The organism is Streptomyces sp. NPDC002602, from assembly GCF_042889445.1.
Taxonomy (GTDB): Bacteria; Actinomycetota; Actinomycetes; order Streptomycetales; family Streptomycetaceae; genus Streptomyces.
Genome location: NZ_JBIAQX010000009.1, coordinates 181867 through 196787, shown reverse-complemented (window position 1 = coordinate 196787; position 14921 = coordinate 181867). Strand labels below are relative to the sequence as shown.

The following is a 14921-nucleotide window of genomic DNA, read 5'->3' as shown; positions in this document are numbered from 1 at the left end:
CTTGACTATCCGAGGGCGAGCCTCCACTTCGGCGCGCCGGCCTCGGACGTCCGGGTCCAGTAGAGCTTGGCATCGAGGCCCAGCGCGGTGAGGAAGCCGTCCGGTCCGGTCCGGACGCCGGCGGGGGCGCCCGATATGAGTAGTCCAGCGGTGGTCCAGCGTGGTGTGCCGCTGTTCATCAGGGTCGTACCGACGGTGCCGTCGGGGCCGCGGCCGACAAGGGCGGGACCGCACGGGCCCACCGCGCCGTAGCCGCCCACTCCGCCCAAGTCGATCACGACCGGGCGGCCCGAGCCGTCGAGCACTGCCGTCTGGACTGCGCCGGAGTCGGGCTTGCGGAAGAACACCCGTACTCCGTCGCCGACGGCGCAGGCGGAGAGTCCACCGACCGTGGTCATGGGCAGTCCGCTCTGCTCGGGCCGGGTCGGGAAGGGGGCACCCGGCTTGGACTGGGCCCAGGTCAGCACGGACTTCGGGGTGGCGGCGACGACGCGGATGCGGCCGGCGCCGTCGGTCGTGGCGACCGGGTCACCGTGCAGGCCTGTGCCGCCCAGGTCGCGCCACGCGGACCAACCGCCCGTCGCGTCCTGCTCTGTCTGGTACAGCCGGAGGTCTCCCCCGCGCACGAACGCCATGAGGCGGCCGGAACCGTCGACGGCGGGGGTCGGGGCCGACAGGTCGGACAGTACGCTGGCGCCGCTTTGGGGCGGCGAGCCGAGCCGGTGGAAGCCGCCGAAGTCGCCCCCGGGCAGTAACTGGACGGTGGTGACCACCTCACGACGGTAGTCGGCGCCCGGCCCGAGGTGGGTGACGGTGCCGAACACGGCGATGCGCCCGTCGCGCAGCCGTACCGAGGTCAGTCCGGCGTCGAGCAGGCCGTCCGCCGCCAGCAGTGTCGGCCCCGCCCACGTGTCCTTCGTGCCGGGCGCCTTGTGCCAGACGGCGAGTTTCTGGTCGAGGACGCCGAACGCCCACAGGCCGCCGTCTTCGCCGGGCTGGAGCCAACTGGTCGAATTGGCGCGGGAGTAGCGGACCGATTGAGCCCAGTTGTTGCCGTAGGGCCGGTTGGAGACCTTGCGGTCGCCGCAACCCGCCTGGCTGCCACAGTAGTTGTCCTTCGGGTCCATCCAGGCGTACGTCTTGACCGTCTCCGCCTTGGCTTCCGTTCCTTCCCTGTCGAGGGTGTGCGGCAGGTAACTGGTGTTGTAGCCGAGGTAGGTCTGGACGGTGAAGTTCGGGTGGCCGGGCGTGGCGGCGTATTTCTGGAGCGCCGCCTGGGCGAAGCGGGCGCTGAAGACGTGGTCCTGGTGGTCGATGATCTGTTGCTTGAAGCCCTCACGGCCGGGGGTGGGGTCCATGGTGCGTACATGGGTGGGGCGGAAGCGCCGCATCAGGCCGGCGAGCGCGTCGACGAGCTGGTCCTTCGTGTAGCTGATGGGCTTGGCGGGGGTTTCGGACGCGAGCATCGGCTCCAGCGAGGGAATCTGGCCGTTCCACAGGCCGCGCAGGCTGTGGGGAACGTCCTTGTACATCTCGCGGGCTTCGCGCAGTTGTATCCAGACCAGGTTGATCTGGGGGTGTGCCTGGAGGGTGTCCAGCTCGGCGGTGCCGCCGCCGATGGTGGGTATGGAGGTGCGGGTCCAGGGGCTGGTTTTGTCGCCGGTGGCCATCTGCGCGTATGCCGCGCGTATGCCGTTCTGTCTGGCCTCGGCGTACCGCGCGTGGTCGGCGGGCGGCATGGGGTGGAGGGGGGAGGTGCGCCCGGGGGCGTTGACGCCGTCGGCCTCCCCGGACGTCATGTACACCGAGGTCATCGGGCGGCCGGAGCGTATCGAATGGCCCGTGTCCGGGTTCATGAAGAACAGGTCGTCGTCGGGGTGCGCGACGACCTGCATGACGGATTCCTGGCTCGTGAGGGGCGCTTCCTCCACGCTGTCGGTTCCCCGTGCGGCGTCCGTCTCCTCCGGTCCGTCGGGCCAGGAAGCCACCGCGTACCCGGCGGCTCCGACGAGCGCCACGGCTGCGGAACTCAGCATGAAGTGTCTACGGGACGACGAGACTCGGTGCTGACTGGGCGTCATGTATTCGATCTTTCGGTGCGTCGGCCCGGCAGGGCTTGTCGTGGGAGCGTCAGCACCGCCGCTCCGTGCCCGGCCGCCAGTGCTGTTCGGATCAGGACTGGTCGAAACCCGATCCGATGGGGAGACGGAGACAGACAAAGTTGGGTTTATTGCGACCCGTATATCTTTTGTCACACTCAGGCCACGCCCTCCCGAGAGCGAGGGGCCCCATCAACTGGACACGCCCGACCATGACTCTGGTCGTCCTGGACGGTATGGGCCTACATGGCGGAGCGCCCGAAGTGAGGTGCGGAGTCTCGGCCCGCCGCGAACGCGGGTGTGGCGGACCTCGGCTGACAGGCCCACCATCCGGAGACGGGCATCACGAAGCGATCGGGGGCCCTGCGCCCGACGCGGGTGAAGGCCGACCTCGGCGGCCGGCAAGCTCCCCCGGTTCACCAGGGCCTTGGTCGCCGCTCACGGACTCCCGGCCCACCGGCTCCCCGCGAAGGGGGCGAACAGGCCCGCCCCGGCGCGGTACGGATCGGCCACGTCGGCGTCGCCGGCACCCCCGGCCGGCGTGACATCACCCCGGTCCGGGGTGGAGCGCGATTTCGTCACGGCGTACAGCACACCACCGACGAGCTCCACGCCGTTCCCCCGCACCGCGTCACTGGCGTAGCGGAACGGGTGGGATACCCCGCCTCAGGACGGCGCTCAGCCTCCTTCGAGTTCCCGGCGCACGGTGGCGGCGATGCGGGTGAGCGCGGTCTCGAGGTGGCGGCGCTGAGCGGCGGTGAGCGGGTCGAACACGAGCCGCTTCACCTGCGCGACGTGTTCCGGTGCGCTCTCGACGAGCTTCCGCCGGCCGGCGTCGGTCAGGGCGGCGAGCGTGTACCGGCCGTCGCCGGCGTCGGGTCGGCGGGCGACCCAGTCGCGAGCCTCGAAACGATCCATCAACTTCGACAGGCGGGGCTGCGTGCTGTCGCAGAGCCGGGCCAGGTCACCGAGGCGCATCGTGGCCCCGTCGGCGCTGGACAGCCGGGCCAGAACCCCGTACTCGAAGTTGGAGATGCCCGCGTCCCGCTGCAGTTGGCGGTCGAGGGCCGCCGGGAGGGCGATGACGACCGTGAGGAGTGCCTGCCACAGGTCCTGCTGGTCGTCGTCAAGCCAGGGTGACTGAGTGTCCATGAGCCCCATCATACTTGCCCAGGCAAGTCCCAACACTTGCCTGGGCAAGTCTTAGTGGGCTACTTTCTCACTTGCCCAGGCAAGTAAAAACACTTGCTTGGGCAAGTCAAGGAGCTGATTTCGATGCCCACCACGAGCAGCCTGGCCTCCCCGAACGGCCTGACTTCCCCCTTCCCCTCGCGTCCACCGGCCGCGGCATACGACGACCTCCTCGCCCGGGCCCTGCCACAGGCGCGCGAGCAGCGAGTGTGGAATCCCTCCGACGGGCCCCTGCCCAGCCTCTTCGTCAGCCACGGCGCGCCGTTCACCCTCGACGATCCGCGGTGGCTCGGCGACCTCTACGACTGGGCCCGGTCGATGCCCAAACCCCGGGCCATCGTCGTCATCTCGGCCCACTGGGAACGGGCACCGGTCATGCTGTCCGGCTCCGCGGCCGGCACCCCGCTGTCCTACGATTTCAGCGGCTTCCACCCCCGCTACAAGACCCTTCCCTACGCGACCCCGGACGCCACCGACCTGGCTCGGCGACTCACGGGCCTGCTGGGCCGGACGCCGGTGCACGAGGCCGCCGACCGCGGTCTCGACCACGGGGCCTTCATCCCGCTCATGGCCATGTATCCCGCGGCCGACGTACCGGTCGTACAGTTGTCGATGCCCAGTCTCGACCCCGGCGCTCTGCTCGCACTCGGGGCACGCCTGCGACCGCTGCGCGACGAAGGCGTCCTCGTGCTCGGCTCGGGCTTCATGACGCACAGCTTCGCCGTCTTCCGTCGGCCGGAACTCGCCGCCGACACCATGGCCTTCGACGAATGGGCCGTTGACGCCCTCGCCCGGGGCGACGCCGACGCCCTCATCGACTACCGCAACAAGGCACCCGGCGCCGCGGTCGCCCATCCGACGGCCGACCACTTCGTCCCTCTGCTGCTCACCGTCGGCGCCGCAGACGACCCCGGCAGCGCCGTGAGCGCCATCCATCGCATGGTGATGGGCAACTCCACCCGGTCGGTGCAGCTGACCTGAGCGCCTCATCCGCCGGCGAGAACATCACAACACCCTGGAGGAAAGTGCCATGAAGACCATGAAGGCAATGCGTTTCCACGCGTTCGGCAGCAGCGAGGTCCTGCGCTACGAGGACGTCGACCGTCCGGTCCCCGGCACCGGGCAGGTGCTGGTGCGGGTGGCGGCCACGTCGTTCAACCCCGTCGACGACCACATCCGCGCCGGTGTCCTGGCCGAGATGATCCCGATCACTCTCCCGTATGTGCCGGGGGTCGACCTGGCGGGTACCGTCGCTGAACTCGGCGCGGACGTGACCGGCTTGGAGATCGGCGATCGGGTCGTGGCGATGCTGCCCCTCGACTCCGCGGGCGGCGCCGCCGAGTACGCGCTCGCTCCGGCCGCGTCCCTGGCGCCGGCGCCCCGGACGACCGAGTTGGTCGACGCCGCGGCGCTGCCGCTGACCGGTCTGGCGGCCTGGCAGACGGTGTTCGAGCTGGCCGAGCTGAAGCCCGGTCAGACCGTCCTGGTCAACGGGGCGGGGGGTGCGGTGGGCAGCCTCGTGGTGCAGCTCGCCGTCGACGCGGGAGCGCACGTGACCGCCGTGGACGCGCCGCAGCACGCCGACCGCCTTCGGGGCTACGGCGCGGACCGGGTCGTCGGCCCCCTCGACCTCGCCGCGGGCCCGGCCGCCGTGGGCGGGCCGTTCCAAGTCGTGGTGAACCACGTGCGCGTCTCCCTGGAGGAGCTCGCGCTGCTGACGAACTACGTCGCCGACGGCGGGGTCGCCGCCGGCACGGCAGGCCCGATTCCCGAGGACCCCGCTCGGGGGGTGCGCAGTGCGAGCCTGTGGGTCCGCAGCGACGGAGCCCAGTTGTCCGAGCTGGTCGCCAAGGTGGATGCCGGCACGCTCCGGCTCCACGTCACCGCCCACCGCCCGGTGGCCGAGCTGGCCGCCGTGCATGACGACGCCGGCGCCGGGCGGCTGCCCGGCAAGACGGTCGTGCTCGCTCCCTGATCACACCCTGAGCGCACCCTGAGCGCACCCGACCGGGCCGCCCGCCGTTCACGCTCCCGCCGGCGGGCGGCCCGGGAGTTCGACGGCGGGCGCGCCCCACCATCGGGCCCGAGACGCGTGGCAGGCGGGTGTTCACAGTGGCCCGGGCACCCTCGATGTACTCCTCGCGGAGTCGTCATCGTGGAGTCGAGCTGATCAAGCGGGTGCCGGCGCGGCGTTCACGAAGAACTCGCACGTGCCCTGACACTCGTGCGCACCCGGTTGGCGGCAGAGTAGAGGGCATGACAGTTGCCACGACCCATCATGTTCCCTACTTCTCGCAGTGGGAGTCCGCTGCTCTGGTGCCCCAGTTCGTTGCCGGCACCACGGCCGCGTCCGCTGACCCGCTGTGGGAGTCCTCCGGTGCCGACACGGCCGAGGAGTACGCCTTCTGGGCGCCGCGAATGTGCGGGATGGCGTGCCTGCGGATGGCACTGGGGTTCTTCGGGCAGCCTGTGCCCGCGTCGGTGCCGCTGGTCCGCGAGGCTCTGGCCGCCGGGGCGTACGTGCGCGACGGCGACCAGGTTCAAGGGCTGATCTACGCCCCGTTCGCCGCGTGGGTGGCTTCCCGGTGGGGGCTGTTCGCCGAAGCACGCCCACAGCTCTCCGCTGAGGACGTCGACGCCGAGATCTTGCGGGGGCACTTGGTGCTGATGTCGGTACACAAGACGATCCGCACCCTCGATCCCCGCCCGGAGCGGCGCGGCGGGCACCTGGTCCTCGCCGTGGGTTCCGGCCCCGACCACGTCACCATTCACAACCCGTCCGGATTCCCGGAGAAGTCACAGCAGTTCCATCAGGTTCCCCGGGTGGACCTCGCGCGGTTCTTCGCCGGCCGGGGAGTCGTACTGGGCCACGCGCGGTAGGAGCGACGTGATCCCCTTCTCCCTGGCCTCTGCCGCACTCGCCGGCAGCCTGTTCCGCCGCCTTGGCGGCAAGTCCGCGGACGGGCACGACCCCCGGCTTCACAGGCACCGTGATCAAGCTGCTGACGGGATCGGCGGCCACGGCTCGCACGGCCGTCCGGACGGTATCGACGGGATTGGCGGAGTCGGCCCGCAACCAGTCGTTTCGAGCCTCCGCCTTCGCCGTGTCCTCATCACCTGAGCAACACGGTGACGATGAAGGGAAGCGCGCCGGTGAGCATGGCCAGAAGTGTGGAGGCGAGCGTCTGGCCGTTCACGGCGGTATTGGGGCTGGACGTGACGTAGGACAGCAGGTCGTGCACGCGTGCATCCGCCTCTGAGATGCCGGAGGCACGCCGAGGGGCCCGAGGCAGTAGCGCTTCCTCAAGTCGCTGGATCGTGACGGCTCTTGTCTGCTCGACGATCAACGAGAGGCGATACTGCGAGTAGATGCCGAAGAGGGCAATGGCAACCATGAACGTACCGGCTCCGACCCATTTGATGGTGATGAGGAGATCGTTGCCGGGGTCTATTCGGGATGCGTAGACGACGGGGACGAAGGCGAGACACAAGCCTGCCGCCGCCACCAGCGTGCAGAATCGGTACCAGCGGGCGACCCGTTCGAGACCGATGGTCCGGGCCGGCGCGAACCACAGGAGCTTGACGTTCCGCGGGTTGGTCACGATGCGCGCGCTACCGCCAGGGGCCAACAGCGTTTCGCCTGCCACGTCACAGTGGCTCCAGAAGCCCGGATGCCGGCCACGCGCAACGCCACGACCTGTGCCATGTCCGCCGCGTAGCGATTGTCAAGGTCCCCCGGGTTTGGCACCTGAGCCTCCAACACCTGGGCCGTCTCTTTCGGATCGTGCCGGTCGAGCCCGCGTCGTCCGGTGCCGTGCATCGCACGGCGGAGAGGCTCCCGAGTACCGGACGTCCTCGGGTGCCTCGACAACGCGGCGAGGTGCGGTGCCGGGCGGCGCGGGTCAGGCAAGATCCGGAAGAGACGGCCCAGCAGCTCGTCACCTCGATCAAGCCTTGCAGTTACTGAAGGACCGCGAGGACGGATGCGAACCGCGAGGTCATGAGGGTCCATGGCGTTGTACGACGATATCCGTATCGCTGTCGCGAGGCCGCCGCGACGATGTCGGGCTACCTGCCGACTGTGTTCCGACGTCGGTGGTCCCGGTTCGCTCACCAGTCCTGGCGGGGGAGCCACACCCGCTGGTGCCCATCCCCGCCAGGGTCAGGCTGTTCGGTCGGGCTCGGCCCATACTCGGATCCATGAACGCGGCAGTGCAGCTCGGGAACTTCCTCCGGACGGGGCGCTCCCAGGTGCGGCCGGAGGATCTCGGGGTGCCCACCTACGGGGAACGCCGGCGTGTGCCGGGGCTTCGGCGCGAGGAGTTGACCCTGTGAGACCTGTTGCTCTGGCCGACGCCGGCTGACCCGACGCCACCGAGCGCCGGACGACGTACGGCGAACGCCCATCCATCCATCCGCTCACCCACTCACCCACCCGAGCACGGGTGATCACCGGCCGCTGCCCGGAACAGCCCACGGGCGCACGGCGCCCCGGCCGAAGGACCGTCCCCCAACCCCCGCGCGTCGGCGTACCGCCGGCGCATGCCCGAAAACAGTGGAGGAACCATGTTCAAGCACAGGTTGTCCAAGACCGCCGTGTCAGCCGCCGTGCTGGCCGCGGCCGTCGTCGCCGCGACCGGCCCCGCCGCCGCGTCGACCGTCTCCGCCCCGCTGAGCTGTGCGCACATCGCCGCGCACTTCGACCTGGCCCGGCAGCAGATGCCCGAGAACATCGCCCTGGCTCCCGACGGAAGCGCGTACGTCACCTTCGCCGCCGCCCGACAGGTCGCCCGAATCACCCCCCGGGGAACCACCCGGATCCTGGCCACCCTGCCCGCACCAGCCGACGGCGGCAGGCACACCCCGGTCCTGGGTTTCGCCCTGACCACCGGAATCGTCCGCGCGCAGGACGGCACCCTGTACTTCCTGTACGCCACCGGCACCGCCGATCTGACCGGTCTGTGGCGGCTGAGCCCCGACGGTGAACCGCAGCGCATCGCCGCCCTGCCCGCCGCCGGGCTGCCCAACGGCCTGGCCCTGGATCCGCGCACCCATACCCTCTACGTCACCGACTCCGTCCTCGGCACCATCACGAGCGTGCCCACCGCCGGCGGTACCCCCCGCACCTGGTCGTCCGCCCCCGAACTGGCCTCCACCGGGTTCCTCGGCGCCAACGGACTGAAGATCCACAACGGGGCTCTGTGGGCCACCAACCTCGACCGGGGCACCGTCCTGCGCATCCCCATCCTGCGCAACGGACGCCCCGGCGCCGTGCAGACCCGAGCCACCGGCATGGCAGGGATCGACGATTTCGCCTTCACCGGCCACGGCGACCAGATCCTGGCCGCCCTCAACGGCCCCGGTGAAGTCGCCCTCATCCAGCCCGACGGCTCCCACTCCACCGTCTTGACCGCCGCCGACGGGCTACAGAACCCCACCTCCATCGCCCTGCGCGGTGATACCGCCTACGTCCTGAGCGCCGCGTACGTCACGGCCAAGGACCCCAACCTTCTCCTCGCCCACCTGAACAGCCAGGGGGTGTCCGCAAAGTAGCGCCCGCGCCCGCAGGGCGTGGCCCGCGGCGTCTGGTGCGGTGCGTCGCAAGGCGGAGCGGTGCGGCTCGTAGCCGGGCTGACAGCCCGAGGGGGTAACCCGGGGCGGGCACGGGCGAGCCGCTCCATCCCGTTCGTCGTCCGGGTGCCCACCGAGCGGGCCGGTCGGAGTTCCTGCCGTCGTCACGCCCCTCCGCGGCACACGTGGTGGAGCCCTGGTGCCTGTGCCACCAGGGCTCCGAGGGAACTGCCACACCATCCACCGGCCCTGGTACCGCGCCGGCGTCGTGTTTCCGTCGCCCGACCGAAACACGGTCGGGTGCGGGTACAACGCTCGGCGCGGCTCGGGGCACAGGGCGGAGCCGTGGCCCAGGCTGTAGTGCACCACTCGCCGGCGCCCGTTTCCGTGGCCGCTACTGGCTGCCTGACTGCCGGCGAACGCGGACGAGGAAAGGTCGACGTCATGTCCGAGCACCCGCAGCCAGGATCCGCCGCCCCCGAGCCGAAACCCTTGCCCGGCGACTTCGGCCGACGCGTGGCGGCGCGTCGCGAGCAGTTGGGACTGTCCCGGGAGGAGGTGGCCGAACGGGCCGGATCGGCCCCCGGGTACATCCGCTACGTGGAGGAGCAGACGGCAACCCCTGGCATCGGATTCCTGCTGCAACTGGCCGAGGCCCTTTCGACGACGCTGGACGAACTGTCCGGGGCTCATGTCGACCTGCCGCCCGGTACCGGACAGGCGGCCTACCACCCCGGACTGCTCGAACTCGATCATGAAGAATGCTGGGCCCTGCTCGACACCCACGGGGTGGGGCGGGTGGGGGTGGCCTCGGACGAAGGGCCCGCCATTCTGCCGGTCAACTACCTCGTCAGGGAGCGCAACGTACTCTTCAGGACGTCCAGCGAGGCCCTTCCGGCCCAAGCCGTGGCGAGCGTGGTCCCTTTCGAGGTGGACCGTATCGACGACGCGTTCAGCCGGGGCTGGAGCGTTCTGCTGGTCGGCAGGGCGCAGGCGGTCACGGATCCTGAGACCGTTCGCGCGCTCACGAAGCAGGCGTACTCCTTGCCCTGGGCCGGCGGCGAGAGAGACCTGTGGGTTTCCCTCACGCCGGAACGGGTCACGGGCCGGCGGATCTTCGTGCGGGACGCGCCACCCGAGGCAGCGCCGCACTGACCCCAGGCGCGCCCGTCCTGAGGCTGACGCATCGGCGGGGGCATGCCACCGGCCTGCCGCCACCGGTTGGCGGCGGGAGGTCGGCGGGGGCAGTGGGCCGGGGCAAGGCTTGCGCTCTGTCCGCATCACATCAGGCGTTTGACGAAGCGCAGCCCACGGCGGGTGAACGGTGGCTGCGCCAGGCGGAGAGTGTCCATCGTGTGCGGCTTGCGCAGGACGGGCTTGAGATGGGAGAAGGCTCGCCAGGAGTACACGCCGTGTTGGGCGCCGATGCCACTGGCACCCACGCCGCCGAACGGAAGTCCCGCGGCGGCAACGTGGATGAGGCCGGCGTCGTGTACCACGGCGCCGGATGAGGTGTACTGCTCGAACAGGCGGCGGGTACGGGCGGAGGAGGTGAAGACATACACGGCGAGCGGCTTGTCCCAGCCATTGATCACATGGGCGGCCTGCTCGGCGGAGTCGACGGGGAGGATGGGCAGGATCGGACCGAAGATCTCTTCCCGTAGCAGGGGGTGGGCTGCCTCCGGGCCGACGGCCGTACGGTCGAGGGTGGGGACGGTCACCACCGTGGGAGCGATGTAGCGTTCGGCCCGGTCGTGCTCGCCGCCGACAGCCACCTCCGCGCCGTGCAGCAGTGCTGCGAGGCGGTCGAACTGCCGCTCGTTGACGATGCGGCCGTAGTCCCCGCTCTCTTGGGGGTCGACCCCCCACATGTCCGTGATCGCATCGTGGAGCGCGTCCACGAGCGCCGGGATCCGGTCGGGGGTGGTCATCACGTAGTCCGGGGCGACGCACGTCTGGCCCGCGTTGGTGAACTTCGCCCATGCCAGGCGCCGCGCCGCCCGGTGCAGTTGGGCATCGTCGTCGAACCAGACCGGTGACTTGCCACCCAGCTCCAGCGTCACCGGCGTCAGGTGCTCGGCCGCCGCCCTCATCACGACGCGACCCACCGTCCCGCTGCCGGTGAACACGATGTGGTCGAACCGCTGGGCCAAGAGGTCGGTCGTCTCCGGGACGCCTCCCTCCACGACGCGCACGGCGCCGTCGGCAAAGTACCTCGGCACGAGCCGAGCGATCAGTGCCGAGGTCGCCGGTGCGAGCTCGCTCGGTTTGAGTACGGCCACGTTCCCCGCGGCCAGTACGCCGACCAGGGGGTTGAGCAGAAGCTGCACGGGATAGTTCCACGGGGCGATCACCAGCACCACGCCCAGCGGCTCGGACACCAATCGGGCCCGCGCCGGCCACAGAGCCGCCGGTACCGGAGCGCGTCTGGGCCTGGCCCATCGCCGAAGGTGGCGCAGCATGTGGGTGATCTCCGCAAAGGTCACGTTGATCTCGGTCAACTGCGCCTCGCCCGCACTCTTGTGCAGGTCATTCCACAGTGCGGCTTCGAATGCCGGCTGATTCTCGGCGAGCATGGCGCGCAGCGCGCGCAGGCGGGTGACGCGTGCTGCCATGGGGCGGGTCTTGCCGGAGTCGAAGAGGCGGCGTGCATCGGCCGCGGTCTTGGTGATCGGGGAGACGGTTCTGGGGGTCATGGATCCTTCTGCAACCTTCTGCGATCAACGGGTGCGACCCGCGGAGCAGCGTCATCCGTGCCGGAATTCACTGGGGTGTCGTACCCCCCGCGGCGTCCTCCACGGAGTGCTTGAGTCGGTGGAGCGTGGTGATCATGCCTGCCCGGTTGACGCGGACGCGTGCCGCCGGAGAGGTGCCCGCGACCGCGCGGCCCAGGAGGTCGGCGACTGCCCCGAAGGGGCCTTGGCGCAGGTCGTGCCAGTACTGGGTGACATGGGTGGAGCCGGTGGCGGCGGCTGTGTGAGGGGGAACGTGGTGGCGGAGTCGGAAGCCCCAGATGGCTATGGGCAGACCCGCGACGGAGACGCGGAAGGCGAACTCTCCGGGGGCGTCGGCGGTGGTCACCTGACAGAGGGTGAACCAGTGGCGAAGTCCGTTGCGGTTGAATCCGATGAAGGAGGGGCGGGACTCGCTCCTTCTCGGGAGGAGAAGGACCTTGACGCATTCCGGACTCCACAGGGGCATGCGCTTCACGTCGCTGATCGAGGCGTACACCTCTTCGGGTGGCGCCGCGATGATGACGGATTCCCTGAGTTCCCGTGTGCGGGTGCGGGTGCGGGTGCGGGTGTGGGCGGGGCCCGGTTTGTCCACGTGGTCACCTCCGAGGTGTGGCGCCCGGCTCTCCGTCAACGGCTGATGTCCGCGCCGGTGGGCCGGCAGGTGCACCGGGCGCCGGTGGCGGAGTCGGAGTCGGAGTCGGAGTCGGAGTCGGGGCAGCATGCGCTGCGGAGGCTGGTGGTCGGCCGCTCCGTGGGCTTGTGGTGTGGGACGGAGGGGAGGGTCGCGTGTTCGGGTTGCCATCCGGGGCGGCCAAGCAGGTGGCGTGCCCGGTCCTGCCATCGCGTGGCGCGTGCCAGGTCGCGTCCGATGGCGGCGTACTCGTGGGAGACGATGCGCAGGGGGTTGTGGGTGTCGATGTTCTTGGTGAGGCCGTAGGCAGGACGTTCCGTCTCCTCGGCCCAGGTTCCGAACATCTGGTCCCAGATCATGAGGATGCCGCCGAAGTTGCGGTCCAGGTATCCGCCTTGTGAGGCGTGGTGCACCCGGTGGCTGGAGGGGGTGTTGATGACCCTCTCGATGTAGCGGGGCAGTTTGCCGATGCGGTCGGTGTGCAGCCAGAACTGGGTGAGCATGTTGATCGCGCCGCACAGGAGGATCGCCCAGGGCGGCACGCCGGCCAAGGCCAGCGGTATGTAGAAGATCTGGGAGGTGAGGCCTGTCCAGGGCTGGCGGACCGACGTGGAGAAGTTGTATTTGAGGCTGGAGTGGTGCACCACATGGCTGGCCCACAGCACGCGCACCAGATGGTGCTCGCGGTGCATCCAGTAGTAACAGAAGTCCTGGGCCAGCAGGATCAGCGGGAACGTCACCCATGTGACCTCGACCCGCAGCGGGGTCAGTTCGTACAGGCCGACGAAGACGGCGACCGCGATCGTCTTGTAGAAGACGTCCACGACGGCGGCGCCCGCGCCGACGGCGAAGCTGGCCGCGGTGTCCCGGACTCCGTAGCCGCTGGCGTTCTCGTCGGGGTGGAGCCGGTAGTAGATCATCTCGATGACGACCAGGAGCACGAAGAGGGGTGCGGACAGGGCCAACAGGGACGTGTTATCCATCGGAACCTCCTATCGGAGCGATGTGCTCCGATAGGCAGTATCGGAGCGCAGCACTCCGACAGGCAATAGGTTGGACGCCATGAAAAGGACAGATCTCGGCCGACCGCGCGCGGGAGGCCGGTTCGGACGCCAGGCCGAGGCGGAACGCAACGACCTCCTGGTGCTGAACGCGGCCCGCGCCGTGTTCGCGGAACAGGGCGCCGACGCCCCCGTCGCGGACATCGCCACCTTGGCCGGAGTGGGAATCGGCACCCTCTACCGCCGCTACGGGAGCAAGGAGCAGCTCCTCCAGCACCTGTGCGCGATCGGTATCGCCCAGACGATCGCCGAACTGGAGGCGGCCCTGGAGGCGGAAGGCAGCGGCTGGGAGGCCCTGGCGCGATACATGGCTGCCGCGGTCGACGCCAGGGCCGGCGCCTTCGCGGCCCTGGCCGGGACGTTCAGCCTGCCCGAAGAGGTGTCCGCCGCGAACGAGCAGGCCAGAACACTGGCCGAACGACTGCTGCGACGCGGTCACGACGACGGGACCGTACGCGGTGACGTCACGACGCTCGACATCACGCACCTCATGGAGATGTTCAGCCGGCACCCCCGCCGCACCGAGCAGGATGACCACGCACGCCGCAGGATGCTGACCCTGGCCCTCGACGGACTGCGTACCGCCCACACCCCGCTGCCAGGACCACAGCCGGACTGGGCCGAGTACCACCGGAGCTGGAACGCGCCCGACCAGCCGTCCTGACGGCGACCGGACTTCCCCGCCCGTGACCGTGCAGCTCCGGCCAGGGGCCCACCGGAGCCGGGAGCAGCGACGACTTCAGAGGCCCCCGCGCCCCCGGTGAGGGTGCGCCGCGGTCCCCTCTCCCGTACCCGGAGGGGGACGTGCCGAGGGCGGCGCTCCTGGCGAGCACCGCCCTCGGGCATGGTTCTGTCAGCTGCAATTGACCCAGTTGTTGGACTTCATGTAGTGGCCCACGCTGTCGGACTGCTTGGTCCCCTTCGGGACGATTCCGCTGGAGCCGGTGTAGTTGGTTCCCGAGTACCACCTGAGTTCACAGGAAGCACCGTGGTTGTACCAGGACCTGAAGTTCTGGAATACCGCGTACTGGGTCAGGTTGGAGTTGCTCCCGGCGATCTGCTGCCTCTGGCCGGTGTAGTTCTGTCCGGACCAGACACAGAAGTAGCCCGAGGGGCAGTCCGAGGCCGCCGCGCCGGCGGTGCCCGCGCCCCCGATCAGTAGACCGCCGGTCAGCGCGATACCGCCGACAAGTCCTGCGAGTTTCCTCGTCATACGCATGCCTTTGTCTCCTTGACGCGTAGGTGCGCCCCAGCCTCGACCGGCCAGTCCACGAGAGTGCGGGCCGGAGGAGGAAAGCGCCTGATGGAGCGGAACTCGGCATGAGTCTGACGGAGCGCCCCGGGGCGGGTCTTGTAGAAAACGGCACTCGGGCGGACGGCGGCATGGTGGTGGCGGGGCCCGCTGCCGAGCGGTCAGCCGAAGTCGAGCATGGCCTGGCGCTCGACCTGCACCCCGCGCGCACCACCAGGTGGCCGATCTCGCCGGCTCGCCGCGCCGCGGCTCGCGCCCGGTGAGGTGCCGCCGCCGGGCTTCGCCGAGACGGGCGGTGATTCGGGTCGGGACCGGAACGGCTGACGGCCACCCGAAGCCGCCGGTTTCGGAATCTTCAATTCCGGGGACGGTGTCCCAGCA

Annotated in this window: 14 protein-coding genes; 7 read left to right on the top strand and 7 right to left on the bottom strand. The window is 69.9% G+C overall.

Annotated elements, in window-relative coordinates; genetic code table 11:
• Window positions 1–5: 5 nt before the first annotated feature.
• Both ACFYW3_RS24065 and ACFYW3_RS24060 read right to left on the bottom strand, forming a co-directional pair.
• Window positions 6–2036 (bottom strand): PIG-L family deacetylase, encoded by a 2031-nt coding sequence (locus ACFYW3_RS24065; protein WP_389387268.1) that lies wholly within the window; start codon window positions 2034–2036, stop codon window positions 6–8.
• A gap of 741 nt (window positions 2037–2777) precedes the next feature.
• Window positions 2778–3251: a MarR family transcriptional regulator gene (locus ACFYW3_RS24060; RefSeq protein ID WP_351750859.1), complete on the bottom strand. Its 474-nt coding sequence runs from the start codon at window positions 3249–3251 to the stop codon at window positions 2778–2780.
• A 123-nt stretch (window positions 3252–3374) separates the two neighbouring features.
• On the opposite strand from ACFYW3_RS24060, the gene ACFYW3_RS24055 reads away from it, so the two are divergent.
• The 3 genes from ACFYW3_RS24055 to ACFYW3_RS24045 all read left to right on the top strand — a co-directional run bounded on the left by ACFYW3_RS24055 (window position 3375) and on the right by ACFYW3_RS24045 (window position 6170).
• Complete coding sequence (locus ACFYW3_RS24055; RefSeq protein ID WP_389387267.1) at window positions 3375–4271, top strand: DODA-type extradiol aromatic ring-opening family dioxygenase; 897 nt, start codon at window positions 3375–3377, stop codon at window positions 4269–4271.
• A 58-nt stretch (window positions 4272–4329) separates the two neighbouring features.
• Window positions 4330–5265 carry an NADP-dependent oxidoreductase gene (locus ACFYW3_RS24050; RefSeq protein WP_389387320.1) on the top strand — a complete coding sequence of 312 codons (936 nt, stop codon included), beginning with the start codon at window positions 4330–4332 and terminating at the stop codon, window positions 5263–5265.
• A 281-nt stretch (window positions 5266–5546) separates the two neighbouring features.
• Entirely contained in the window at window positions 5547–6170 is a 624-nt protein-coding gene (locus ACFYW3_RS24045) for a C39 family peptidase (RefSeq protein WP_389387266.1), read from the top strand.
• Between the two features lie 233 nt (window positions 6171–6403).
• On the opposite strand, the gene ACFYW3_RS24040 is transcribed toward ACFYW3_RS24045, so the two are convergent.
• Window positions 6404–6937: a hypothetical protein gene (locus tag ACFYW3_RS24040; RefSeq protein WP_351750864.1), complete on the bottom strand. Its 534-nt coding sequence runs from the start codon at window positions 6935–6937 to the stop codon at window positions 6404–6406.
• 553 nt (window positions 6938–7490) lie between these two features.
• On the opposite strand from ACFYW3_RS24040, the gene ACFYW3_RS24035 reads away from it, so the two are divergent.
• From ACFYW3_RS24035 to ACFYW3_RS24025, 3 genes are all read left to right on the top strand, one after another.
• Complete coding sequence (locus ACFYW3_RS24035; RefSeq protein ID WP_389387265.1) at window positions 7491–7625, top strand: hypothetical protein; 135 nt, start codon at window positions 7491–7493, stop codon at window positions 7623–7625.
• A gap of 231 nt (window positions 7626–7856) precedes the next feature.
• Window positions 7857–8843, top strand: a complete 987-nt coding sequence (locus tag ACFYW3_RS24030; RefSeq protein ID WP_389387264.1) for an SMP-30/gluconolactonase/LRE family protein — start codon at window positions 7857–7859, stop codon at window positions 8841–8843.
• A 462-nt stretch (window positions 8844–9305) separates the two neighbouring features.
• Window positions 9306–10016: a pyridoxamine 5'-phosphate oxidase family protein gene (locus ACFYW3_RS24025; protein ID WP_351750868.1), complete on the top strand. Its 711-nt coding sequence runs from the start codon at window positions 9306–9308 to the stop codon at window positions 10014–10016.
• A 125-nt stretch (window positions 10017–10141) separates the two neighbouring features.
• Here ACFYW3_RS24025 and ACFYW3_RS24020 read toward each other — a convergent pair whose 3' ends face one another.
• The 3 genes from ACFYW3_RS24020 to ACFYW3_RS24010 all read right to left on the bottom strand — a co-directional run bounded on the left by ACFYW3_RS24020 (window position 10142) and on the right by ACFYW3_RS24010 (window position 13210).
• Window positions 10142–11557 carry an aldehyde dehydrogenase family protein gene (locus tag ACFYW3_RS24020; protein ID WP_389387263.1) on the bottom strand — a complete coding sequence of 472 codons (1416 nt, stop codon included), beginning with the start codon at window positions 11555–11557 and terminating at the stop codon, window positions 10142–10144.
• Between the two features lie 67 nt (window positions 11558–11624).
• The gene (locus tag ACFYW3_RS24015) at window positions 11625–12188 is read right to left on the bottom strand and encodes an SRPBCC family protein (protein ID WP_389387262.1); all 564 of its coding nucleotides are present in this window, start codon (window positions 12186–12188) and stop codon (window positions 11625–11627) included.
• A gap of 35 nt (window positions 12189–12223) precedes the next feature.
• Window positions 12224–13210 (bottom strand): sterol desaturase family protein, encoded by a 987-nt coding sequence (locus ACFYW3_RS24010; protein ID WP_389387261.1) that lies wholly within the window; start codon window positions 13208–13210, stop codon window positions 12224–12226.
• Between the two features lie 79 nt (window positions 13211–13289).
• On the opposite strand from ACFYW3_RS24010, the gene ACFYW3_RS24005 reads away from it, so the two are divergent.
• The gene (locus ACFYW3_RS24005) at window positions 13290–13952 is read left to right on the top strand and encodes a helix-turn-helix domain-containing protein (RefSeq protein ID WP_351750874.1); all 663 of its coding nucleotides are present in this window, start codon (window positions 13290–13292) and stop codon (window positions 13950–13952) included.
• 189 nt (window positions 13953–14141) lie between these two features.
• Here the strand turns inward: ACFYW3_RS24005 and ACFYW3_RS24000 are convergent, their stop codons facing one another.
• The gene (locus ACFYW3_RS24000) at window positions 14142–14507 is read right to left on the bottom strand and encodes a peptidase inhibitor family I36 protein (RefSeq protein ID WP_351750876.1); all 366 of its coding nucleotides are present in this window, start codon (window positions 14505–14507) and stop codon (window positions 14142–14144) included.
• Window positions 14508–14921: the final 414 nt, after the last annotated feature.